This window comes from Dactylosporangium salmoneum (genome assembly GCF_039532525.1).
GTDB lineage: Bacteria > Actinomycetota > Actinomycetes > Mycobacteriales > Micromonosporaceae > Dactylosporangium > Dactylosporangium salmoneum.
Genome location: NZ_BAAARV010000022.1, coordinates 23,514 through 45,671, shown reverse-complemented (window position 1 = coordinate 45,671; position 22,158 = coordinate 23,514). Strand labels below are relative to the sequence as shown.

Genomic DNA, 22,158 nt, shown 5'->3' with positions numbered 1-22,158 from the left:
TCTAGCGTTACGCACATGACTTCCTTCGCCCGCGCCGAGCGGGCGGCGCTCGCCGACGCGCTGCTGGCCGCCGGCCCCGACGCGCCCACCCTGTGCGAGGGCTGGGCCACCCGCGATCTCGCCGCGCACCTGGTGCTGCGCGAGCGCCGGCCCGACGCGGCGGCCGGCATCCTGGTCAAGCCCGTGGCCGGTCATACGCGCAACGTCCAGGACCGGCTGGCCGCCGGCGACTACGCCACGCTGGTGGGCAAGGTCCGCAATCCCCCGCCGTACCTGCGCCCCGGGTTCGCCGAGGAGGCGGTGAACCTCATCGAGTTCTTCATCCACCTGGAGGACGTGCGCCGGGCCGCGCCGGGCTGGGCGCCGCGGGAGCTTTCCGAGTCGTACGCCCAGGCGCTCGCCGGCCGCGTCAAGGGCTCGGCACGACTGTCCACCCGCCGGTTCCCGGCCCGCATCGAGGTCGGCGGCCCGGGCGTCGCGCCGTTCACCGCCGGCCGCGGCGACGACTCGGCCCCGCGCGTGTCGGTCCAGGGCGACCCGGGCGAGCTGCTGCTCTTCTTCACCGGCCGGCAGTCCGTCGCCGGCGTGAACATCGACGGCCCGGAGGATCTGGCCGAAAACCTCAGAGGGGCACGCCTGGGCATCTGAGGTACCGCTGGGTCTTGAATCTGGTTTTAGACAAGGGATCCAGCAGGTTGCTCACGTTTCGGTTTCGGGTCTAGCCGGTAACGGGATCGACGGTTTACCGTCTGGTAACCGACAGACGTGATGGCTGTCACGGCCCGGAAGGCCCGACCATGACCCAGACCCAGCGGCTCGAATTGCCATACCGCTCGATCCCGGACATGTTCCTGCACCGCGTTGCCGAGACCCCCGACGCCCGCGCCTTCGGCCGTCCCGCCCCCGATGACAACGCCGAGCCCATCTGGATGACCTGGAGCGAGGTCGGCGAGCAGGCGCGCGCGATCGGCGCCGGCCTGACCACCCTGGGCATCGCGCCCGAGGACCGCGTGGCCGTGCTGTCGAGCACCCGGCTCGACTGGGTCCTCGCCGACCTCGGCATCATGCTGGCGGGCGCCGCCACAACCACGGTCTACCCGACGACCGAGCCCGAAGAGGCCGTGTACATCGTCACCGACTCCGGCTCCAAGGTGCTCTTCGCCGAGAACGCGGAGCAGGCGGCCAAGCTCGACGGAGCGGACCTTCCCAACCTGACGACGGTCGTGCTGTTCGACGGCGCTCCCCGCGGTACCGAAGCCATCAAGACCATGACCCTGGCGGACCTGGAGGCGGCCGGGCGGGCGGCGGCCACGGCGGACCCGGGCCTGATCGACCGGATCGTCGAGGGCATCGACGGCGACCGGCTCGCCACCCTCATCTACACGTCGGGCACCACGGGCCGGCCGAAGGGCGTCGAGCTGCTGCACGCGGGCTGGGTGTGGCAGGGCAAGACGCAGCAGGACACGGGCGTGCTCACCGAGACCGACCTGCAGTACCTCTGGCTGCCCCTCTCCCACTCGTTCGGCAAGACGCTGCTGTGCGGGATCCTGTACGTCGGCCTGCCCACGTACGTCGACGGCCGGGTCGACAAGCTCATCGACAACCTCGGCAAGATCCGCCCGACGCTCATGTGCGCCGCGCCGCGGATCTTCGAGAAGGTCTACAACCGCGTGGTCACCGGCGCGCAGGCCGACGGCGGCGCGAAGTGGAAGATCTTCACCTGGGCCGTCGCGGTCGGCAAGAAGGCCTCCGCCGAGCGGCTGGCCGGGCGCGAACCGGGCGGGCTGCTGAAGGTCCAGGCCGCGATCGCCGACAAGCTGGTCTTCAGCAAGCTGCGGGCCCGCCTCGGCGGCCGGATGCGCGCGATGGTCTCCGGCTCGGCGCCGCTGTCCCCGGAGATCGGCGAGTTCTTCTTCGCCGCCGGCCTGCCCATCCTGGAGGGCTACGGGCTGACCGAGACCTCGGCGGGCTCCTTCGTCAACCGCGACGGCAAGGCGCGCATCGGCACGGTCGGCCAGGCGCTCGGCGACCTCGGCATCAAGCTCGACACCGACGGCGAGGTGCTGCTCAAGGGCACGCCGATCATGCGGGGGTACCACAACCTGCCCGACGAGACCGCCGCCGCGTTCACCGAGGACGGCTGGTTCCGCACCGGCGACATCGGCGAGCTGGACGACCAGGGCTACCTGCGCATCACCGACCGCAAGAAGGACCTGATCAAGACCTCCGGCGGCAAGTACGTCGCCCCCAGCTACATCGAGGGCCTGTTCAAGTCCGTCTGCCCGTACACCTCGCAGGCCATCGTGGTCGGCCAGGCCCGCAACTACGTGACCATGCTGGTCACCCTCGACCCGGACGCGATCAAGGCCTGGGCCGACGGCACGGCGCTCGCCGGCAAGTCGTACGCGGAGATCGCCGCCTCCAAGGAGGCCGAGGAGCTCGTGGCCGGCTACGTCGCCGAGCTCAACACCAAGCTCAACCGCTGGGAGACGGTCAAGAAGTTCACCATTCTCTCCCGTGACCTGTCCATCGAGGACGGCGAGCTCACCCCCTCGCTCAAGGTCAAGCGCCGCGCCGTCGAGAAGTCCTTCGCCGGCGACATCGACCGGATGTACACGGGCGCGCTCGCAGAGATATAGACCTCGCTCACACCCCACAGTGTCGTGGCCCCCGGGAACCGCCATCCCCGGGGGCCACGACGCGTCCCGGCGCGGGGCCGCGCCGCGGCCGGCCCGGTCAGGCCACCACGGCCGGGGTCGACCAGGAGTGGCGGCGGGGGCGGTCCAGGTCGGTGCGGGCCGCGGCCAGCCGGCGCACGGCCTCGACGAGGTCGGTCTCCGGAAGCGTGAACGGCAGGCGCATGAACCGCTCCATCGTGCCGTCGGCGCCGAAGCGCGGCCCAGGGGCGACGCGCACCCCCAGCTCCTCGGCCGAGCGGGCCAGGGCGCTGGACACCGGGGCGTCGAGCTCGGCCCAGATGACCATGCCGCCGCGGGGCAGGGCGAAGCGCCACTCCGGCAGCTCCGCGCGCAGGGCGGCGGCCAGGGTGTCGCGCTGGACGAGCAGCTGCTTACGGCGGGCCGAGACGATCGTGTCGCGGCGGTGCAGGAGGCGGGCGGCCACGAGCTGGTCCAGGACCGGGGACGCCATGTCGACGCCGACGCGGGCGACGGCCAGGCGGGCGATCAAGGGGGCCGGGCCACGGACCCAGCCGATGCGCAGGCCGCCCCAGTAGGCCTTGCTCATGCCGCCGATGGTGAGCACGCGCGCGGTGCGGTCGAACGAGGCGACCGCCGGCGGCAGGGTCAGGTCGGGGTCGAGGGCCAGGTCGACGAAGGACTCGTCGATGATCAGGTCGGTGCCGGCGGCGTGGGCGGTGGCGGGGAGGCGCTCGCGCAGGGCGGCCGGCATCAGGTGGCCGGTCGGGTTGTGGAACTCCGGGATGAGGTACGCGACGCGGGCCTGGGCGGCGCGGATCGTGGAGAGCAGCAGGTCGGCGTCCCAGCCGTCGGGGCCGATCGCGTACGCGCTCATGCGGGCCCTCGCCGCGATGAAGGCGCTCAGGGCGTTGGGGTAGGTCGGGGTCTCGACCAGGGCACGCTGGCCCGGGGCGACCAGCAGGCGCAGGAGCAGGTCGAGGGCCTGCTGCACGCCGCCGGTGATCATGACCTGGTCGGGGTCGGTGTGCAGGCCGCGCTCGGTGTACTGGCGGGCGATCGCCTCGCGCAGAACCAGCAGTCCGGAGGGCTGGTAGCCGGGGCCGCAGAGGTACGGCTCCAGGTCCGCGACGGCCTCGGCGGCGGCCGCCTGCAGCTCCGGCGGGGCGGGCATCGCGGCGCAGCCCAGGTCGATCAGGCCGGCGTCGTCGCTCGGGGTCCACAGGCCGAAGGTGCCGACGCGGTGGCCCGCGGGCAGCTCGGTCCAGCTCCCGGCGCCGCGGCGGCTGGACACGTGCCCGCTCTCGCGCAGTTCCCGATAGGCGGCGGTCACGGTGGTACGGCTGATCCCCAGCGCCGCCGCCAGCTCGCGCTCGGCGGGCAGCCGCACGCCCAGCGCCAGGCGGCCGTCGATCAGCAGCCCGCGCACGGCGTTGGCGAGGATCACGTACTCCGGGCGGCGCCCGCCGGGGCCTCGCACCCCGACCGCGACCTGCCAGGCGTTGAGCATGCGGGCCAGTTGAGCGCCCCGGACGATCGCTGACAAGGCCAGTCCCCCTAAATTGGCTCTCACACCCGGCCGATTGGCCTCAGACTGGCACGCACCGACTCGGCGGGCAAGTCCAATTTCCGTACGCGGGACGGGACCGCGCCGAGCAGCACCCCGCCGAGGATCGCCGCGCCGCCGACCAGGTCGTACCAGTGGATCTGCTCGTGCCGGAACACCGCCGCCGACAGGATCGCGAAGACCGGCGCCAGCGCGGCGAAGGGCGCTACGGTGCCGGCGCCGTAGCGGGTGATCAGCCGGCCCCAGACGCCGAAGCCGAAGAGCGTGCTGAGATAGGCGACATAGGCGATGGCGCCCACGGCGACGAGGTCGAGACCCTTCAGGGCCTGGATGTCGTACCGCGGGCCGTCGATCGCCAGCGTCAGCCCGACCAGCGGCAGGGTGGCCACGGCGCTCACCCAGACCATGAAGTTGAGCATGTCCGTGGCGGCGGCCTTGCGCATCGCCACGTTGGCCAGGCCCCACGCCGCCCCGGCCGCCACCACCAGCAGGAACGCGCCCAGGGGCCGGTCCAGGCCGAGTTGTGTGGCGATGAGCACGATCCCGGCCGCGGCCAGCACGACGCCGGCGACGCGCCTGCGGCCGGGGCGGTCACGCAGCAGTACCGTCGCGAACACCAGCGTGAAGACGACCTGGCTCTGCAGGACCAGCGCGGACAGGCCGGCCGGCAGCCCGGCCGCCATGCCCGCGAAGAGCAGCGAGAACTTGACCACGCCGAGCGCGACGCCGGTGGCGGCGACCCAGCGCCAGGGCGCCTTCGGGCGGCCGACCAGGAAGACCGCGGGCAGGGCGGCCACGCCGAAGCGCAGCGCGCAGAACAGCAGCGGAGACATGCTGTCCAGCCCCACGTCGATGACGACGAAGTTGACGCCCCAGATGACGGTCACCAGGATCGCCAGGGCCAGATCGCGAGGTCTCATGCCTTCGATGATTGGCGGGCAGATCGTGAAGTACCATCGAAAAGTTCTGCATCGTGGTTTTAGTATTGCTTCATGCTTGACTTCTCGCGGCTCCAGGCCCTGCGCGCGGTGCAGACGTTCGGCACGGTCACGGCGGCGGCGGGGGCGCTGCACATCACGCCGTCGGCGGTGTCCCAGCACCTCGCCAAGCTGGAGCGGGAGACGCGGACCACACTCGTGGAGAAGGACGGGCGGCGGCTGCGGCTGACCGAGGCCGGGCGGGTGCTCGCCGAGCACGCGGGCCGGGTGCTGGCGGCGGTCGAGGAGGCCGAGGCGGCGCTGGCCGCGCATCAGGAGACGGTGTCGGGGCGGCTGAGCGTCTCGTCGTTCCCGACCGCGTGCCGCGGGCTGCTGCCGCACACGCTGCGCCGGCTCTCCGCCGAGCACCCCGACCTGGAGCTCACCCTGCTGGAGACCGACCGGGACGCAAGCTTCGACGGCATCCTGCGCGGCATCATCGACGTCGCGCTCATCGACGAGTGGCTGGAGATCCCGGTGACGTTCCCGCCGGGGGTGGCCAACGTCGAGCTGGGCCTGGACGTCGGGGACCTCATGCTGCCGGCCGGGCACCATCTCGCGTTCGGGGAAGGGCCGATCACGCTCGAGGAGGTGCGCGAGGAGCGCTGGATCGGCTCGCAGCCGGGCACGGTCTGTCACGAGTGGCTGCTGCGCATGCTGCCCGGGCTGCAGCCGTCGATCCTCGTCAACGAGTTCGAGACGCAGCTGACCTTCGTCGCCGAGGGGCTCGGCGTGGCGTTCGTGCCGCGGCTGGCCCGCGCGTCGCTGCCGGCCGGCGTGGTGGCCCGGCCGGTGACCCCCGAGGCGGCCCGCCGGGTGTCGGTCGCGTGGCGGGCGGCGGCCTCCGGGCGTCCGGCGATCGGGGCGACCGTCGCGGCCCTCCAGGACGCCTGGCGGCACCGCCCGAGCTCGTCCGCGCCGATGACCCAGCTACCCGAATGGGTGTCCGGGCGGGACGTCATTCACGTGGTGTAACCGCAGTTCGAGCCGCTCACCAGGGCCCCGTTCCGGCGGGGTTTTCACTCATGGTATTCACTTCTGCACGATTTCGGGCCGCCCCTTACATTCATTGGTATGGCCCTCTTCCGTTCCCGGACAGCGACCGGCGCCGGTGTCCTGGCGACGCTGCTCCTGGTGCTCATCTTCGGCAACCAGATCTTCACGGAATGGGTCGACCGGCACAGCGACGGGTCGACCGTATGGGGATTCTTCCTGCGCATGCTGGCCTGGCCGCGGTGGTGGATCTCACCGCGGGACGACTCGGGAGCCGCCGCCCGGGAACTCCTCGCCAATGACCTGCGCGCGCTGCTGTTGATCCTCTTCGTCGCGTTGGTGCTCGCCATTGCCGCCAAGACGGTGGCGGGCGGCGCCGGCGCAGTCATCATCGGATGGGGGGCGCTGATCTTCGCCGCCGCCCTGGCCGCGTTCACCACCACGTTCATCCTCGCCAACCCCACGATGCTCAGCGCGCTGCAGGGCGCGACGGGCGCATCCGGGTACGGCCTCTGGGTCGGCTGGATCGTCGGCATCGCCGTCGCCGCCGGCAAGAAGGCCGACTGACGCAAGGGGCGCCAACGGGCCTGGCCCGTTGGCGGCCGGTGGACCGCCGGTCAGCGGATCGGGTGACCGGCCTCGCGCAGCGCGGTCTTGACGTCGCCGATGGCCAGCTCTCCGAAGTGGAACACGCTCGCGGCGAGCACCGCGTCGGCGCCCGCGGCGACCGCGGGCGCGAAGTCGGCCACCTTGCCGGCCCCGCCGCTGGCGATCACCGGGATGGTCACCACCTCGCGGACCGCGCGGATCAGCTCGAGGTCGAAGCCGTCCTTGGTGCCGTCGGCGTCCATCGAGTTGAGCAGGATCTCGCCGGCGCCCAGCTCGGCCACCCGGGCCGCCCACTCGACCGCGTCCAGCCCGGCCCCGCGGCGCCCGCCGTGGGTGGTCACCTCGAAGCCGCTGGGCTGGCCCTCGGAGCGGCGCACGTCCAGCGACAGCGTCAGCACCTGGCTGCCGAACCGCTGGGCGATCTCGGCGATGAGCTCCGGCCGGGCGATCGCGGCGGTGTTGACCCCGACCTTGTCGGCCCCGGCGCGCAGCAGCGTGTCCACGTCGCCGACGCTGCGCACGCCGCCCCCGACGGTCAGGGGGATGAAGACCGTTTCCGCGGTACGGCGAACAACGTCCAGCATCGTCGCCCGGCCGTCGGACGAGGCGGTCACGTCGAGAAAGACCAGCTCGTCGGCGCCCGCGGCGTCGTAGGCGGCCCCGCGCTCGACCGGGTCGCCGGCGTCGCGGAGGTTGAGGAAGTTGACGCCCTTGACCACCCGCCCGGCGTCCACGTCCAGGCAGGGGATCACCCGCACGGCGACGGTCACGCCGACTCCTTCAGCACGTCGAGGGCCTCGGCGACGGTGAAGGCGCCGGCGTACAGCGCCTTGCCCACGATCACGCCCTCCACCCCGGCGGGCTCGAGCGCGGCCAGCTGGCGGAGGTCGTCGAGCTTGGACACGCCGCCGCTGGCGATCACCGGCTTCTTCGTCCGGCCGGTGACCTCGAGCAGCAGGGTCAGGTTGGGGCCGGTCAGCGTCCCGTCGCGCATCACGTCGGTCACCACGTAACGGGCGCAGCCGGCCTTCTCCAGCCGGTCGAGCACCTCGAAGAGGTCGCCGCCCTCCTTGGTCCAGCCGCGGGCGGCGAGCTGGTGACCCCGCACGTCCAGGCCGACCGCGACCTGGTCGCCGTAGGTGGCGCAGACGTGGTCGCACCAGTCCGGGTTCTCCAGTGCGGCGGTGCCGAGGTTGACCCGGGTGGCGCCGGTGGACAGGGCCGCCTTGAGCGAGGCCTCGTCGCGGATGCCGCCGGACAGCTCCACCTGCACGTCGAGGCGGCGCACCACGTCGGCCAGCAGGGCCGCGTTGGAGCCGCGCCCGAACGCCGCGTCCAGGTCGACGAGATGGATCCACTCGGCGCCCTGCCGCTGCCAGGCCAGGGCGGCCTCGAGCGGGTCGCCGTAGGTGGTTTCGCTGCCGGCGGCGCCCTGGACGAGACGGACCGCCTGGCCGTCGGCGACGTCGACAGCGGGCAGGAGCTGCAGAGCCATGAGTTTCAGATCCTTCGGTCCAGAACGAGAACGGTGAGCGCCGGGGTGGCGACGATGAGGATCGCGCTGATACCGATCCGGGCCGGCCAGGAGTCGAGCGACGTCCAGACCAGGACCAGGACCGCCAGCACGAGGATGGCGATGATGACGCGCTGCTTGCGGGAGCGACGAGCGAAGAGTTTACCGGTGCGCCCGACGTGGACCTTGGGCACCAGCCGCCGCATCGCGGCCCTGCGCGCGCGTTTGCGCTCGTGGCGGCGCATGCGCTCGGCGCGCTCCGCCTCCAGCAGAGCGCGCCGCTTCGCCCGCTCCTTGCTCAGAGCGTCCCCAGCCAGTTCGCGAGCAGGGTCGCCCCCGCGTCGCCGGACTTCTCGGGGTGGAACTGCGTGGCCCGCAGTACGTCGGTCTCGAACGCCGCCACGAACGGCTCGCCGTGCACGCCGGTGGCGACCCGCACCCCGGCCTCGGCCTGCGCGTCGACGACCGTCGAGGCGTAGGAGTGCACGAAGAAGAAGCGAGTGTCCGCCGGCAGGCCGGCCCCGAGCACCGAGCCCTCCGGCCAGGCCACCGTGTTCCAGCCCATGTGCGGCACCACCGGCGCCTGCAGGCGGGTCACCGTGCCCGGGGCCAGGCCCAGGCCCTTGGTGACCACGCCGTGCTCCTCGCCGGAGTCGAACATGATCTGCATGCCGACGCAGATGCCGAGCACCGGTGCGCCGGCGCGGACCCGCTCGGCGATGGCCGGGGCGGCGCCGAGCCCGTCGATGCCGGCCATGCACGCCGCGTAGGCCCCCACGCCCGGCACCACCAGGCCGTCGGCGCGCGCCGCCTTGCCGAGGTCCGAGGTCACCTCCACGTCGGCGCCGACCCGGGCGACGGCCCGCTCCGCGGAGCGCAGGTTGCCGGAGCCGTAGTCGAGGATCACGACCTTCTTCGCCACCACAGCTCCCTCAGCTCTCCATCCACAGCAGGCCGCCGGCCGCGGACAGCACGGCCAGGACCAGCGTGATCACGAACGGCACCTTCGACTTGCTCTGCTGGCGCAGCGACAGCGCCCCGCCCAGCAGCAGGCCCGCCAAAGCAAGCAGTGCGATGCTCACAGCGCGCCCTTGGTGCTCGGCACCGCGCCCGCGTTGCGGGGGTCGATCGCGCAGGCCTGGCGAAGCGCCCGGGCGACCGCCTTGAACTGGGCCTCGACGATGTGGTGGGCGTCGGGCTGGGCGCCGTGGCGGCCCGCCCGCAGGATGCTCACGTGCAGCGTGACCCGCGCCGAGTGGCCGAAGGACTCCCAGATGTGCCGGGTCAGGCTGGTCGGGTAGTTGCCGCCGATGTGCGGGGCGATGTTGGCCGGCTCGTCGTGCACCACGTACGGGCGGCCGGACAGGTCGACCACCGCCGAGGCGAGCACCTCGTCGAGCGGGACCTGGGCGTGGCCGTACCGCGTCACGCCGGCCTTGTCGCCGAGCGCCTCGGCGAACGCGGCGCCGAGCGCGAGGGCGGTGTCCTCGACGGTGTGGTGCGCGTCGATCTCCAGGTCGCCGACGGTGTGCACGCGCAGGTCGAAGCCGCCGTGCTTGGCGATCTGGTTGAGCATGTGGTCGTAGAAGCCCACGCCGGTCGAGATCTCCCCGACGCCGGTGCCGTCGAGATCCAGCTCGACGAGGACCTTGGTCTCCTTCGTGACTCGCTCGACACGGGCGGTACGACTCACAAGAGCTCCTCGAGTGCGTTCAGAAATGCCGTGGTCTCCTCGGGCGTGCCGGCGGTCACGCGCAGCCAGCCGGGCAGCCCCACGTCCCGGATCAGCACGCCGCGGTCGAGCAGCGCCTGCCAGACGCCCTTGCTGTCCTCGCGCGGGGCGCCGAACAGCACGAAGTTGGCGTCGCTGTCGGCGACGGGCAGGCCCCAGCCGCGCAGCGTGGCGACGATGCGGTCGCGCTGCTCCTTGACGGCGTCCACGGTGGACAGCAGCGCGTCGGTGTGGGCCAGGGCCGCGCGCGCGACCGCCTGCGTCATGGCGCTCAGGTGGTACGGCAGCCGCACCAGCTGCACCGCGTCGACCACGGCCGGGTCGGCGGCGAGGTAGCCGAGACGGCCACCGGCGAGCGCGAACGCCTTGCTCATCGTGCGCGTCACGACCAGGCGCGGGAAGCGCTCGACGAGGCTCAGCGCGAAGACGGTGCCCGGGCGGGCGAACTCCGCGTACGCCTCGTCGACGATCACCATCCCCCGCGCCGCCTCCGCGGCCGCCTCGACGACGTCCAGCGGGAGTGCGGTGCCGGTCGGGTTGTTCGGCGAGCACAGGAACACCAGGTCGGGGTCGTACTCGCGGATCTTCGCGACCACGTGCTCGGCGCTCAGCGTGTAGTCCCCGGCGCGGCGCCCGTCGACCCAGGCGGTGCCGGTGCCGGCGGCCAGCAGCGGGTGCATGGAGTACGACGGCGTGAAGCCCAGCGCGGTGCGCCCCGGGCCGGCGAAGGTCTGCAGCAGCTGCTGCTGGATCTCGTTGGAGCCGTTCGCCGCCCAGACGTGCTTCCACGTCAGGGCGTGGCCGAGGTACGCCGCCAGGTCGGTGCGCAGGGCGACGGCGTCGCGGTCGGGGTACCGGTTGAGGTCGCGCAGCACCGCGGAGAGGGCCTTCTCCATCTCCTCGACGGCCGCATCGGGCACCGGGTAGGAGTTCTCGTTGGTGTTGAGCCGCACGGCCACGTCGAGCTGGGGCGCGCCGTAAGGGCTCATCCCCCGCAGCTCGTCGCGCAGGGGCAGGTCGTCGAGGGTCGTCATGCGCCGAACCGCACCTTCACCGCCGCGCCGTGGGCCGGGAGGTCCTCGGCGTCGGACAGGGCGACCACGTGGGCGGCGACCTGCTGGAGGGCGTCCTGGGAGTACTCGATCAGCTGCACGCCGCGCAGGAACGTCTGCGTGGACAGGCCGGACGAGTGCCGCGCGCAGCCGCCGGTCGGCAGGACGTGGTTGGAGCCCGCGCAGTAGTCGCCCAGCGACACCGGCGACCAGGCGCCGACGAAGATCGCGCCGGCGTTGCGCACCCGCTCGGCCACCGCGCGCGGGTCGCGGGTCTGGATCTCGAGGTGCTCGGCGCCGTACGCGTCCACGACCCGCAGCCCCTGCTCCAGGTCGCCGACGAGCACCGTGGCCGACTGCGGGCCGCTGAGCGCCTCGGTCACCCGCTCGACGTGCTTGGTCGCGGCGACCTGGCGGGCCACCTCGGCGTCGACCGCGTCGGCCAGCTCGGTCGAGGTCGTGACCAGCACGCTCGCCGCCAGCGGGTCGTGCTCGGCCTGGCTGATCAGGTCGGCGGCCACGTGCCGCGGGTCGGCGCTCCCGTCGGCCAGGATCGCGATCTCGGTCGGCCCGGCCTCCGCGTCGATGCCGACGGTCCCGCGCAGCATCCGCTTGGCCGCGGTCACCCAGATGTTGCCGGGCCCGGTGATCATGTCGACCGGCGCGCAGCCCGGCTCCTCGTCGTCGAAGCCGTAGCCGAACATGGCGATCGCCTGGGCGCCGCCCACCGCGTAGACCTCGTCGACGCCGAGCAGCGCGCACGCGGCCAGGATGTTGCGGTTCGGCAGGCCGGTGTCCTTCTGCGGCGGGCTCGTCACGGCGATCGAGGCGACCCCGGCGGCCTGGGCCGGGACGACGTTCATGACGACGCTGGACGGGTACACCGCCAGCCCGCCCGGCACGTAGAGGCCGACCCGGCCGACCGGCAGCCAGCGCTGGGTCACCGTGCCACCCTCGCCGAGCACCGTGGTGACCTCGGTGCGGCGCTGGTCGTCGTGGACCTTGCGGGCGCGGGCGATCGACTCCAGCAGCGCGGCGCGCACGGCCGGGTCGAGCTCGGCCTCGGCCTTCTCGATCGCCTCGGCCGGAACCCGCAGCTGTTGCAGCTGCAGGCCGTCGAAACGATGTGTGGCCTCCCGGATCGCGGCCGCGCCATGCTCGCGGACCGCCTCGACGGTCGGGCGCACCTGCTCGGTGGCGACGGTGACGTCAATGGCGGCTCGGGGCAGCAGACGGCGCGGGTCCTCGCTGGAGCCGCGCAGGTCGATCCGGTTCAACACCCTTGCGAGTCTATTCGGCGCCGCCAGCGCTTATGCGTCGCCGTCCCGCCCTGCGGGCTGTCAAGAACTTTGCCCTTGCCGGGATCGCGCCCATCGCCAGTTCATCTCGCCGGGCGCCGGTGGTGGTCCGGGGAGGGCGTCGGCGTCGTCGCGGTCCATGCCGTCGATGGTGAGGGCGAGGTACCGCCGGCGCAGCTCCACCGTCCGCTCCTTGTCGGGCAGGCGGATCGCCGCGCACGCCTCCAGGACGATCCCGATGTCGGTCACCACCACGTCGGGGCGCAGGCGGCCGCCGGCGTGGGCGCGGTCGACCAGGCGGGCGACGAGCTCGTTGGAGCGCACCGCGTCCTGCACCATCTCGGGCGTCGAGGTGAAGGTGCCGGCCAGGTGGACGGTGAGCGAGTGCACGTCGGCGTCGACGACCTCGCGCAGGAACGTCGTGAGCGCGTCCCAGCCCTCGTTCATCTCGTCGGCGTCCTGGGCCGCCTGGATGAAGGCCTTGAGGCCGTCGTGGCAGAGGGTGCGCAGCAGCTCCTCCTTGCCGGCATAGCGGCGGTACAGCGCGCTGATCCCGACGCCGGCGCGCTCGGCGACAGCGGAGATGGGGGCCTTCGGGTCCTCGAGGAACACGTCGCGGGCCGCGGCGAGGATGACGCCGTCGTTGCGGGCCGCCTCGCGCTGGCGCCCGCGCAGCGGGGATGCAGCTCCGGTCATGGGCGCCACTGTAGCACCCTATCGGAACGGATTGTTCCGATCTGTTTTCCCGCGACCCATGGAACGGAGCGTTCCGGTCTGCTAACTTAACGGAACAGAACATTCCGTTCTGGTGAGCAAAGTTGGGGGATCGTCATGCGAGAGTTCCGGGTCGAGGTGTCGCAGGCCGCGATGGACGACCTGCACGACCGGCTGCGCCGCGCGGCCTGGCCGGCCGAACCCGCGACGGGAGAGCCGGCCGGGGTCGGCGACGCCTACGGGGTGCCGGGCGCCCGGGTCCGGGAGCTGGCCCGGTACTGGCTGGAGGAGTTCGACTGGCGGGCGGTCGAGGCGCGGCTCAACGCGCACCCGCAGTTCCTCACCGAGATCGAGGGCGAGACCATCCACTTCTTGCACGTGCGCTCGCAGAACCCGGACGCCACGCCGCTGATCCTCACCCACGGCTGGCCGGGCTCGGTGATGGAGTACCTCGACCTCATCGAGCCGCTGCGCGGGGACTTCCACCTGGTGATCCCCTCGCTGCCCGGGTACGGCTTCTCCGGCCCGACCCGCGGGACCGGGTGGAACCGGTACCGCACCGCCCGCGCCTGGAACGAGCTCATGACCCGCCTGGGCTACGAGCGCTTCGGCGTGGTGGGCAACGACGCCGGCTCAATGATCGGCCCCGAGCAGGGCCGCCTCGACCCGCAGCGGGTGATCGGCGTGCACGTGACCCAGCTGTACTCGTTCCCCAGCGGTGACCCGGCCGACTTCCAGGACCTGAGCGAGGCCGACCAGCGCGCCCTGGCCCGCCTGCAGTGGTTCTACGAGAACAAGATGTCCTTCAACGTCCTGCAGAGCCAGCAGCCGCAGACCCTGGCGTACGCGCTGCACGACTCCCCGACGGGCCTGCTGGCCTGGAACGCCCAGCTCTTCGGCTCGACCCTGGACCCGGACTTCGTGCTGGCCAACGTCGCCATCTACTGGTTCACCGGCACCTCGGCCTCGGCCGCCCGCTTCTACTACGAGGAGGCCCACGCGGCCGAGCGCCCGCAGGGCCCCACCTCCTCCCCCACGGGCCTGGCCATGTTCTACGGCGACTTCGAGTCGATCCGCCGCTTCGCCGAGCGTGACCACGCCAACATCGTGCAGTGGCACGCCTACGGGTACCCCGGCGAGGGCGCGAACGAGCCGGCCGACGGCGACGTCGGCGGGCACTACGCGGCGCACGAGGCGACCGAAGTGCTGGCCGCCGACATCCGGGAGTTCTTCAAGACCCTCTCCTGAGAGCCGGTAGCCCCGCGCTCGGCTAGGCTTCGCCCCGTGGAGGCAGCCGCGAATGAACCGGAGCGCACGCGGACGCTCCTGCCGCTCTTTCCGCTGGGCACGGTGCTGTTTCCGGGGTTGGTACTGCCGCTGCACGTGTTCGAGCCGCGGTACCGCACCCTGGTGCAGCACCTGACCGAGCTCCCGGAGAACCTGCCCCGGGAGTTCGGCGTCGTGGCGATCCGCCGCGGCTGGGAGGTCGGCCGCCAGACCGAGTCCTCCGACGCATCGATCACGGCGGGCGAGTCGCTCTCGCTCTACGAGGTCGGCTGCGCCGCCGAGATCCGCCAGTTCACGGAGCTCCCGGACGGCCGCTTCGACCTGATGACGGTCGGCCGCCGCCGGTTCCGCCTCCTGGGGCTGGCCCGCAACGACACCCCGTACCTCACCGGCGAGGTCGAGTGGCTCCCCGAGCCCAAGGGCGAGCCGGACCGCGAGGGCGAGCTGGCCGCCGGGGTGCTCGCCGCCTACCAGGACTACCTGCGGGCGGTCCGGGCGGACGACGACGGCGAGCAGCTGCCGGACGACCCGACGGTGCTGTCGCACCTCGTCGCCGCCACGGCGTCGCTCACCCTGGAGGATCGCCAGTCACTGCTGGCCGAGCCCGACACGGCCAGCCGGCTGAAGGCCGAGCGCGCCCTGCTGCGCCGCGAGACCGCCCTGCTGGGCCAGGTCCGCGCGGTCCCGGTGGCCCTGTCCGACCTGGCCGTCCCCGCCAGCCCGAACTGACCCTGCGACAAGGCCCGGGAACGAGCGGCCGGCCCGGGAACGAGCGGCCGGCCCGGGAACGAGCGGCCGGCCCGGGAACGAGCGGCCGGCCGACGCCAGCGCGCCGGGCCGGGAAGGTCAGGGCCGCGGCTGCCCGGGTTGCGACCCGCCCGGCGCCGGAGGGTCATCGGACTCGGACCGCGCCGGGTCGATGCCCTCAGGCCCCGATTGACCTGCGGTGGACGAATGGCCGTCGCCCGCGGTGGGCGAATGGCCGGAGGCGTCCTCGGGCGCCGGCTGGCCCTCGGAGGCCGAACCATCGCCTGGAGCAGGCCGGCCGGCGGCCTCATCGGCGCCGGAATCCGGGTGCGCCCCGGGAGCGGGATGAAAGCCGGGAGCCGGGTAGGCGCCCGGGTCCGGCTCGGAGGACTGACCGGCGTCGGCGCCCGGGTAGTAGCCCGGCGGCGGGGCGGGCTGGTCCAGGTATTCGACGGGCATGTTGTCGTAGCGCAGCGTCGGGGAGGCGTGGAAGCCGGCCAGGCCCGTGTACACGGCGGCGGCGGCCAGCGCCTGGACCAGCATCGTGCCCCGGACCCACGGGATGAAGCCGAACAGCAGGCTCGACGTGCCGGTGCGCAGCTTGACCGGGCGGAAGATGTGGGTGTTCTCCGGGGCGTGCGTGGCGAGGTCGAGGTAGTGCGCCCAGCCGATCTTGTTGCCGAGCCAGGCGCCCAGCACCGAGGCGCCGGCGGAGCCCACGACCAGGGCGGCCAGCAGGATCGGGCCCCGGAAGCGGCGCAGCAGCAGCCAGGCGACGACGGCGATGACGATGCCCATGCCGATCGACATGAGAATGAACCAGCCGTCGTCGGCCCAGTAGCCCTCGGGCTCCCCCTCGATGGGATACGGCCCGTACTGCGTCTGCACCAGCTCCACGTGCGGCGCGAGCTTCGACCACAACAGACCGAACGGCGCGCCCAGCCCGGCCACCACGACCGCGACGACGAGGGCCCACAGCGCCTCCCGCGCGAGCGGCACGCGGGCCGGCGCGGGGGCGGCCTCCGGCTGGCCGACGGGCGAAATCGGGGCGATGCTCACGATCCCATCCTGCCAGGCGCCCGCGCCGATCCGGCAAGCGAGGCGGCCGCGGCCCCGGGCACCGGCGCGACCTCGGGGTCCGGTGCGGTCAGGTCGGGAAGGACCAGCTCCATCGCCATCAGGCGCGGGGCCTCCTCGCGCCGGTCCACGCGGCCCTTCACCGCGACCACCGCGTCCTCGGCGACCCACTGGTCGACCAGCTCGTAGGTGTCCGGGAAGAACATGACCTCGACGCTGCCGTCCAGGTCCTCCAGGGTGGCCGAGGCCCACGGGCGGCCCTGGCGGGTCACCCGGCGCTGCACGCCGGACAGGATGCCGGCGAGGCGGACCACCGCGCCGTCCGGGACCGTGCCCTCCTCGGCCAGGGCGGCGACCGGGCGGTCGGCGACGGCCCGCAGCACGTGCTCCAGGCCGCGCAGCGGGTGGTCGGAGACGTAGAGGCCGAGCATCTCGCGCTCGAAGGCGAGCAGCTCGGGCTTGTCCCACTCCATGGCCGGCACGGGCGGGGCGCTGAGCAGCGGGGCGCCGAAAAGGTCGAACTGGCCCATCGCCTCGTTGCGCTTGACGCCGAGCACGGCGTCGAGGGCGTCGGCGTGCACGCTGAGCAGTCCGCGGCGGGAGTGCCCGAGGGAGTCGAAGGCGCCGGCCTTGATGAGCGACTCGATCGTCTTGCGGTTGCACACGACCTGGTCGACCTTGGCCAGGAAGTCGTAGAAGTCGGTGTAGGCGCCCTTCTCGCGGCGGGACCGGATGATGGACTCGACGGCGGCCGGGCCGACGTTGCGGATCGCGCCGAGGCCGAAGCGGATGTCGGCGCCGTCGGCGGCGAAGCGGCCCTGGGAGGAGTTGACGTCGGGCGGCAGCACGCGGATGCCCATGTGCCGGCACTCGGCGAGGTAGACCGGGGAGCGATCCTTGTCGCCGCCGACCGAGGTGAGCAGGGCGCTCATGTACTCGGCCGGGTAGTTGGCCTTGAGATACGCCGTCCAGTACGCCACCAGCCCGTACGCCACGCTGTGCGCCTTGTTGAACGCGTAGTCCGAGAACGGCACCAGGATGTCCCAGAGGGTGCGGATCGCCCCCTCCGAGTAGCCGCGGTCCCGCATGGCCGGCGCGAAGAGCGTGAACTCCTCGTCCAGGATCTCCTTCTTCTTCTTGCCCATCGCCCGCCGGAGCCGGTCGGCGGCGCCGAGGGTGTAGCCGGCGACCCGCTGCGCGATCGCCATGACCTGCTCCTGGTAGACGATCAGGCCGTAGGTGTCGCCGAGGATGTCGGCCAGCGGCGCGGCCAGCTCGGGGTGGATCGGCGTGACCGGGCGGCGGCCGTTCTTGCGGTCGGCGTATTCGTTGTGCGCGTTGGCGGCGATCGGGCCCGGCCGGTAGAGCGCGCCGACGGCGGAGATGTCGGCGAAGCTGTCCGGGGCCATGGCCCGCAGCAGCTGGCGCACCGGCGTGGCGTCGAACTGGAAGACGCCGAGGGTGTCGCCCCGGGACAGCAGCTCGTAGGTCGGCCCGTCGTCCAGCGGCGCCTCCTCGATCGCCACCGTGATGCCCCGGTTGTGCCGGATCGCCTCGATCGCGTCGTCGAGGATGGTGAGGTTGCGCAGGCCCAGGAAGTCCATCTTGAGCAGGCCCATCGCCTCGCAGGCGCCCATGTCCCACTGGGTGATGATGGCCCCGTCCTGCTCGCGCTTCTGGATCGGCAGCACCTCGACCAGCGGCTCGCGGGACAGGATGACGCCGGCGGCGTGCACGCCCCACTGCCGCTTGAGCCCCTCCAGCCCGCGGGCGGTGTCCACGACGGTGCGCACCTCGGGCTCGGACTCGTAGAGCCGGCGCAGCTCCCCGCCCTCCTTGTGTCGCGGGTGGGCCGGGTCGAAGACGCCGGACAGCGGCATGTCGCGGCCGAGCACCGGCGGCGGTACGGCCTTGCTGATCCGCTCGCCGAGGGAGAACGGGAAGCCGAGCACCCGGGCGGCGTCCTTGATCGCGGCCTTCGCCTTGATCGTGCCGTACGTGATGATCTGCGACACCCGGTCGGCGCCGTACTGGTCCGTGGCATACCGGATCATCTCGCCGCGCCGGCGCTCGTCGAAGTCCATGTCGATGTCGGGCATGCTCGGCCGCTCGGGGTTGAGGAAGCGCTCGAAGAGCAGCCCGTGCGCGATCGGGTCGAGCTCGGTGATGCCGAGGGCGAAGGAGACCAGCGACCCGGCCGCCGAGCCGCGCCCCGGCCCGACCCGGATGCCCTCCCGGTGGGCGTGGACGACGAGGTCGGCGACGACGAGGAAGTAGCCGGCCAGCCCGGCCCCGGTGATCACCGACAGCTCGTAGTCGGCCTGCTGGTGGTGCGGCTGCGACACCCCGTCCGGGAACCGCCGGGCCAGCCCGCGCTCCACCTCGGCGCGCAGGTGGGAGTCCTCGGTCGCGCCGGCCGGCACCGGGAAGCTCGGCATCAGGCTGCGGGCGGCGAAGACCTCGGCGTAGTCGCCGATCCGCTCGGCGATCTCCAGGGTGGCGTCGCAGGCGCCGGGGACCTCGCGGTCCCAGAGCCGGCGCATCTGCTCGGCCGGCTTGAGGTAGAAGTCGCGGGCGTCGAACTTGAACCGCTTCGGGTCGGCCAGGGTGGTGGCCGACTGCACCGCGAGCAGGGCCTCGTGCGCATCGGCGTCGCCGGCGAAGGTGTAGTGCAGGTCGTTGGTGGCCACGGGGGTCAGCGCGAGCCGCTTGCCCAGGCGCAGCAGGTCGGCCCGGACCCGGGTCTCGATGTCCAGGCCGTGGTCCATGAGCTCCAGGTAGAGGTTGCCCGGGCCGAAGATGTCGCGCAGCTGGCCGGCGGCCGCGCAGGCGCCCTCGAAGTCGCCGATGCGCAGGCGGGTCTGCACCTCGCCGGAGGGGCAGCCGGTGGTGGCGAGGACGCCGCCGGCGTAGCGCTGCAGGAGCTCACGGTCGGCGCGGGGCTTGTAGAAGTACCCCTCCAGGCTGGACAGCGACGAGAGCCGGAAGAGGTTGCGCAGCCCGCCGGCGTCGGCCGCGAGCAGGGTGAGGTGGGTGTAGGCGCCGCCGCCGGACACGTCGTTCTCGCCGCCGTCGGCCCAGCGCACCCGGGTGCGGTCCCGGCGGTGGGTGCCGGGGGTCAGGTAGGCCTCGATGCCGAGGATCGGCTTGATCCCGGCCCGGGTGGCCTGGTGGTAGAAGTCGTGGGCGCCGAACATGTTGCCGTGGTCGGTCATGGCCAGCGCGGGCTGGCCCAGCCGCGCCGCCTCGGCGAAGAGCGGACCGAGCCGCGCCGCCCCGTCGAGCATCGAGTACTCGGTATGTACGTGCAGATGTACGAAAGACTCCCCCACGGCCAGAACCTATCGCCGGGGTACGACATTTTGCGAGACACTCCAGGGCATGATCGACCGCGACCGACTCGGCGCGCTGCTGCGCCGCGAGAGAGCTGCCTTCGCCGCGGGCAACCCGCGCTCGGCGGCCGAGTACGCCCAGGCCGGGAACCTGTTCGGCCGGGTGCCGATGACGTGGATGAACAAGAAGGCGGCGGGCTTCCCGCTGTACCTCGCCGAGGCCCGCGGCGCCCGGGTGACGGACCTCGACGGGCACGAGTACGCCGACTTCTGCCTGGGCGACACGGCCGCCATGGCCGGGCACTCCCCCGAGCCGGTGGTGGCCGCGGTCCGGGAGCGCTTCGAGGTGGCCGGCGGCGCCTGCGCCATGCTGCCGACCCCGGACGCGGCCTGGGTCGGCGCCGAGCTGACCCGCCGCTTCGGGGTCGCCCGCTGGAGCTTCGCGCTCACCGCGACCGACGCCAACCGCTGGGCGATCCGGCTGCTGCGGGCCGTGACCGGCCGCCCGAGGATCCTCTTCAACAGCTACTGCTACCACGGCTCGGTCGACGAGTCGCTGATCGTGCTGGAGGACGGGGTCCCGCGCAGCCGCGAGGGCAACGTCGGCGCGCCGGTCGAGGTGACGCGGACCAGCCGCGTCGCCGAGTTCAACGACCTGGAGGGCCTGGAGCGCGAGCTGGCCAACGGCGATGTGGCTGCGGTGATCATGGAGCCGGCGCTGACCAACATCGGGATCGTGCTGCCCGAGGACGGCTATCTGGAGGGTGTACGGCGGATAAGCCGCAAATACGGCACATACCTCATCAACGACGAGACGCACACGTTCTCGGCCGGGCCGGGCGGCGCCACCGGCCTGTGGGGCCTGGAGCCCGACGTGGTCACGATCGGCAAGGCGATCGGCGGCGGCATCCCGGCCGCGGCCTACGGCCTGTCGCAGCGGCTGGCCGAGGACATCGAGGCGATCCCCGGCCTCGACCTGATCGACATGGGCGGCGTCGGCGGCACCCTGGCCGGCAACGCGCTGTCCATCGCCGCCACAAGGGCCACGCTGGAGCATGTCCTGACCGAACCGGCATTTCGCCGCATGTCCGATCTGGCGGAGATGTTCGGCAAGGGCGTCCAGCGCGTCATCGACGAGCACCGGCTCCCGTGGTCGGTGACCCGGCTGGGCGCCCGCGTCGAGTACCGGTTCACCAGTCCCGCACCCCGCAGCGGTACCGAATCAAGCCGGGCAGGCGACCCGGAGCTCGAGGACTTCCTGCACGTCTACCTCGCCAACCGCGGCATCCTGCTGACCCCGTTCCACAACATGGCGCTGATGTCCCCGGCCACGACCGAGGACATGGTCGCGCATCACGAACGGACGTTCGCCGAGGCGATCGGCGAGCTCACCGGGCGTACGGGTCCATCATGACCGCCGCCGCCCGCAGCCACGCCCGCTTGGTGGCGGGGGCCAGCATCGGGTACTCGATGTTGGAGCCGCTCTCCAGCGCCGGGTCGTAGGGCACCACCACGACGGCCCTGGTCCGGGTGCGGAAGTGCCCGGCCAGGTCGTCGATGAGCGGGGTCGGGTTGGGCGTCGGGCAGGACAGCAGGGTCACCGCGTTGGCGACCAGCTCCTCCATGCCGGCCTCGTCGAGCAGGTCGAGCATCCAGTCGGCGGTGAACGCGGCGTCCTCGCGCGGCACGCTGGTGACCACCAGCTGGTCGGCGGCCTGCAGCACGGTCTGCCAGTTGGGGCTCTCGACGTTGTTGCCGGTGTCGACGCAGATCACGTCGTGGGTCCGGCGCAGCAGCTCCAGCACGCGCCGGACCGTGTGCGGGTCGAGGCGCTGCGCGAAGCGCGGGTTCTCCTCGCCGGCCAGCACGTCGTAGGAGCCGTCGGAGGCGTGGCGCAGGTAGTCGTCGAGCATGTCGTAGAGGTCGTAGCCGGTCGCGTGCTCGACCCGGACCAGGTCGGCGATGAGGTGCCGGATGGTGCGGGCGTGCCGGGCACTGCCGGCCCGCAGGCCGAGCGTGCCGCGCAGCTCGTTGTCGTCCCAGGCGAGCACGCCCTTGCCGCGGACGCTGCCGATGGTGGCCGCGGTGAGCACGGTCGCGGTCGTCTTGTGCACCCCGCCCTTGGGGTTGGCGAACGCCAGCACCTTCGGGGTGGGGATCTCCTGGCGCAGCACCTGCACCATCTGCTCGGTCGGGTCGGCCGGACGGCTCTGGTACTCGACCACGGGGCCGCGCCGCTCGGGCCCGGCGGGGCGGGGCGGCGCGTCGTACGCGGCGTCATAGGGGCGGGTGCCGTTGGGTTGCATTGGCTCGTCATCGTAGGGCCGTTCGGGCTGATATGGGGCCGTGGGGCGCTCGAACCGGCCGTCGTAATCCAGATCACTCGGACTGCCCCGGCCCAGCAGGGCGCGGTCGAGCAGCGAGCGCCAGCGGGGAGCCGGCTCCGCCGACCTGTCCCACCCGGCATCGGCCCGCTCAGCCACGACTGGCCCTCCTCACCCGCGCAGAAAACCCGTACCCGTAGGCTACGGACCGAACACTATTCGGACCACTCCTGCGAGCCCATCCCCTGCATCAACTGCACGACAGGCCGAAGGGATATC

The 22,158-nt window shown here is 72.6% G+C and carries 19 protein-coding genes and 2 pseudogenes; 7 read left to right on the top strand and 14 right to left on the bottom strand.

Annotation, left to right across the window (positions count from 1 at the left end; all coding sequences use genetic code 11):
* The first annotated feature begins 15 nt into the window (after positions 1–15).
* Together ABD352_RS13355 and ABD352_RS13350 are read left to right on the top strand one after the other, a co-directional pair.
* Entirely contained in the window at positions 16–648 is a 633-nt protein-coding gene (locus tag ABD352_RS13355; RefSeq protein WP_344612633.1) for a TIGR03085 family metal-binding protein, read from the top strand.
* 149 nt (positions 649–797) lie between these two features.
* Positions 798–2,639, top strand: a complete 1,842-nt coding sequence (locus tag ABD352_RS13350; protein ID WP_344612632.1) for an AMP-dependent synthetase/ligase — start codon at positions 798–800, stop codon at positions 2,637–2,639.
* 97 nt (positions 2,640–2,736) lie between these two features.
* Here the strand turns inward: ABD352_RS13350 and yczR are convergent, their stop codons facing one another.
* Positions 2,737–4,203, bottom strand: a complete 1,467-nt coding sequence (yczR, locus tag ABD352_RS13345; protein ID WP_344612631.1) for a MocR-like transcription factor YczR — start codon at positions 4,201–4,203, stop codon at positions 2,737–2,739.
* A 23-nt stretch (positions 4,204–4,226) separates the two neighbouring features.
* On the bottom strand, positions 4,227–5,144 hold the full coding sequence (locus ABD352_RS13340) for an EamA family transporter (protein ID WP_344612630.1): 918 nt from the start codon (positions 5,142–5,144) through the stop codon (positions 4,227–4,229).
* A 72-nt stretch (positions 5,145–5,216) separates the two neighbouring features.
* Here ABD352_RS13340 and ABD352_RS13335 point away from each other — a divergent pair, with 72 nt between their 5' ends.
* Both ABD352_RS13335 and ABD352_RS13330 read left to right on the top strand, forming a co-directional pair.
* A complete protein-coding gene (locus tag ABD352_RS13335) occupies positions 5,217–6,176 on the top strand; it encodes a LysR family transcriptional regulator (protein WP_344612629.1) in 960 nt (319 codons plus the stop codon).
* 99 nt (positions 6,177–6,275) lie between these two features.
* Entirely contained in the window at positions 6,276–6,761 is a 486-nt protein-coding gene (locus tag ABD352_RS13330) for a hypothetical protein (protein ID WP_344612628.1), read from the top strand.
* Positions 6,762–6,811: 50 nt separating this feature from the next.
* Here ABD352_RS13330 and hisF read toward each other — a convergent pair whose 3' ends face one another.
* From hisF to ABD352_RS13285, 9 genes are read right to left on the bottom strand one after another with little or no spacing between them, the layout of a single operon-like run.
* Entirely contained in the window at positions 6,812–7,573 is a 762-nt protein-coding gene (gene hisF, locus ABD352_RS13325; protein WP_344612627.1) for an imidazole glycerol phosphate synthase subunit HisF, read from the bottom strand.
* Positions 7,570–8,298 carry a bifunctional 1-(5-phosphoribosyl)-5-((5-phosphoribosylamino)methylideneamino)imidazole-4-carboxamide isomerase/phosphoribosylanthranilate isomerase PriA gene (priA, locus tag ABD352_RS13320; protein ID WP_344612626.1) on the bottom strand — a complete coding sequence of 243 codons (729 nt, stop codon included), beginning with the start codon at positions 8,296–8,298 and terminating at the stop codon, positions 7,570–7,572. Before priA ends, hisF begins: the two co-directional genes overlap by 4 nt.
* 5 nt (positions 8,299–8,303) lie before the next feature.
* Positions 8,304–8,561, bottom strand: a complete 258-nt coding sequence (locus ABD352_RS13315) for a hypothetical protein (protein WP_344612625.1) — start codon at positions 8,559–8,561, stop codon at positions 8,304–8,306.
* A 53-nt stretch (positions 8,562–8,614) separates the two neighbouring features.
* Positions 8,615–9,238, bottom strand: coding sequence for an imidazole glycerol phosphate synthase subunit HisH (gene hisH / locus ABD352_RS13310; protein WP_344612624.1), 624 nt, complete (start codon positions 9,236–9,238; stop codon positions 8,615–8,617).
* A gap of 10 nt (positions 9,239–9,248) precedes the next feature.
* Positions 9,249–9,398 carry a hypothetical protein gene (locus ABD352_RS13305; RefSeq protein WP_344612623.1) on the bottom strand — a complete coding sequence of 50 codons (150 nt, stop codon included), beginning with the start codon at positions 9,396–9,398 and terminating at the stop codon, positions 9,249–9,251.
* Entirely contained in the window at positions 9,395–10,009 is a 615-nt protein-coding gene (hisB, locus tag ABD352_RS13300; RefSeq protein WP_344612622.1) for an imidazoleglycerol-phosphate dehydratase HisB, read from the bottom strand. The genes ABD352_RS13305 and hisB overlap by 4 nt, the downstream gene beginning before the upstream one ends.
* Positions 10,006–11,082 carry a histidinol-phosphate transaminase gene (locus ABD352_RS13295; protein ID WP_344612621.1) on the bottom strand — a complete coding sequence of 359 codons (1,077 nt, stop codon included), beginning with the start codon at positions 11,080–11,082 and terminating at the stop codon, positions 10,006–10,008. Before ABD352_RS13295 ends, hisB begins: the two co-directional genes overlap by 4 nt.
* A complete protein-coding gene (gene hisD / locus ABD352_RS13290; protein ID WP_344612620.1) occupies positions 11,079–12,380 on the bottom strand; it encodes a histidinol dehydrogenase in 1,302 nt (433 codons plus the stop codon). Before hisD ends, ABD352_RS13295 begins: the two co-directional genes overlap by 4 nt.
* Before the next feature lie 60 nt (positions 12,381–12,440).
* Entirely contained in the window at positions 12,441–13,094 is a 654-nt protein-coding gene (locus ABD352_RS13285) for a TetR/AcrR family transcriptional regulator (protein WP_344612619.1), read from the bottom strand.
* Between the two features lie 135 nt (positions 13,095–13,229).
* Between ABD352_RS13285 and ABD352_RS13280 the strand changes: the two genes are divergently transcribed.
* Both ABD352_RS13280 and ABD352_RS13275 read left to right on the top strand, forming a co-directional pair.
* Positions 13,230–14,360 carry an alpha/beta fold hydrolase gene (locus ABD352_RS13280; RefSeq protein WP_344612618.1) on the top strand — a complete coding sequence of 377 codons (1,131 nt, stop codon included), beginning with the start codon at positions 13,230–13,232 and terminating at the stop codon, positions 14,358–14,360.
* A 36-nt stretch (positions 14,361–14,396) separates the two neighbouring features.
* On the top strand, positions 14,397–15,128 hold the full coding sequence (locus tag ABD352_RS13275; RefSeq protein ID WP_344612617.1) for an LON peptidase substrate-binding domain-containing protein: 732 nt from the start codon (positions 14,397–14,399) through the stop codon (positions 15,126–15,128).
* Between the two features lie 117 nt (positions 15,129–15,245).
* On the opposite strand, the gene ABD352_RS13270 is transcribed toward ABD352_RS13275, so the two are convergent.
* Positions 15,246–16,205 carry a hypothetical protein gene (locus ABD352_RS13270; protein WP_344612616.1) on the bottom strand — a complete coding sequence of 320 codons (960 nt, stop codon included), beginning with the start codon at positions 16,203–16,205 and terminating at the stop codon, positions 15,246–15,248.
* 83 nt (positions 16,206–16,288) lie between these two features.
* Positions 16,289–19,555 (bottom strand): annotated as a pseudogene (gene dnaE / locus ABD352_RS13265) (DNA polymerase III subunit alpha); the annotation flags it as partial.
* A 49-nt stretch (positions 19,556–19,604) separates the two neighbouring features.
* Between dnaE and ABD352_RS13260 the strand changes: the two are divergent.
* Positions 19,605–20,969: a transaminase gene (locus tag ABD352_RS13260; protein WP_344612615.1), complete on the top strand. Its 1,365-nt coding sequence runs from the start codon at positions 19,605–19,607 to the stop codon at positions 20,967–20,969.
* On the opposite strand, the pseudogene ABD352_RS13255 reads toward ABD352_RS13260, so the two are convergent.
* Positions 20,944–21,909 (bottom strand): annotated as a pseudogene (locus ABD352_RS13255) (MinD/ParA family ATP-binding protein); the annotation flags it as partial. The gene ABD352_RS13260 and the pseudogene ABD352_RS13255 overlap by 26 nt on opposite strands.
* Between the last annotated feature and the right edge of the window lie 249 nt (positions 21,910–22,158).

Bases quoted from the DNA above. Each gene is read 5' to 3' on its own strand.
- ABD352_RS13340 (WP_344612630.1), bottom strand. From the start codon at position 5,144: ATGAGACCTCGCGATCTGGCCCTGGCGATCCTGGTGACCGTCATCTGG.
- priA (WP_344612626.1), bottom strand. From the start codon at position 8,298: ATGGCTCTGCAGCTCCTGCCCGCTGTCGACGTCGCCGACGGCCAGGCG.
- ABD352_RS13315 (WP_344612625.1), bottom strand. From the start codon at position 8,561: ATGCGCCGCCACGAGCGCAAACGCGCGCGCAGGGCCGCGATGCGGCGG.
- ABD352_RS13330 (WP_344612628.1), top strand. From the start codon at position 6,276: ATGGCCCTCTTCCGTTCCCGGACAGCGACCGGCGCCGGTGTCCTGGCG.
- ABD352_RS13295 (WP_344612621.1), bottom strand. From the start codon at position 11,082: ATGACGACCCTCGACGACCTGCCCCTGCGCGACGAGCTGCGGGGGATG.
- ABD352_RS13285 (WP_344612619.1), bottom strand. From the start codon at position 13,094: ATGACCGGAGCTGCATCCCCGCTGCGCGGGCGCCAGCGCGAGGCGGCC.
- ABD352_RS13355 (WP_344612633.1), top strand. From the start codon at position 16: ATGACTTCCTTCGCCCGCGCCGAGCGGGCGGCGCTCGCCGACGCGCTG.
- ABD352_RS13280 (WP_344612618.1), top strand. From the start codon at position 13,230: ATGCGAGAGTTCCGGGTCGAGGTGTCGCAGGCCGCGATGGACGACCTG.
- ABD352_RS13260 (WP_344612615.1), top strand. From the start codon at position 19,605: ATGATCGACCGCGACCGACTCGGCGCGCTGCTGCGCCGCGAGAGAGCT.
- ABD352_RS13350 (WP_344612632.1), top strand. From the start codon at position 798: ATGACCCAGACCCAGCGGCTCGAATTGCCATACCGCTCGATCCCGGAC.
- ABD352_RS13335 (WP_344612629.1), top strand. From the start codon at position 5,217: ATGCTTGACTTCTCGCGGCTCCAGGCCCTGCGCGCGGTGCAGACGTTC.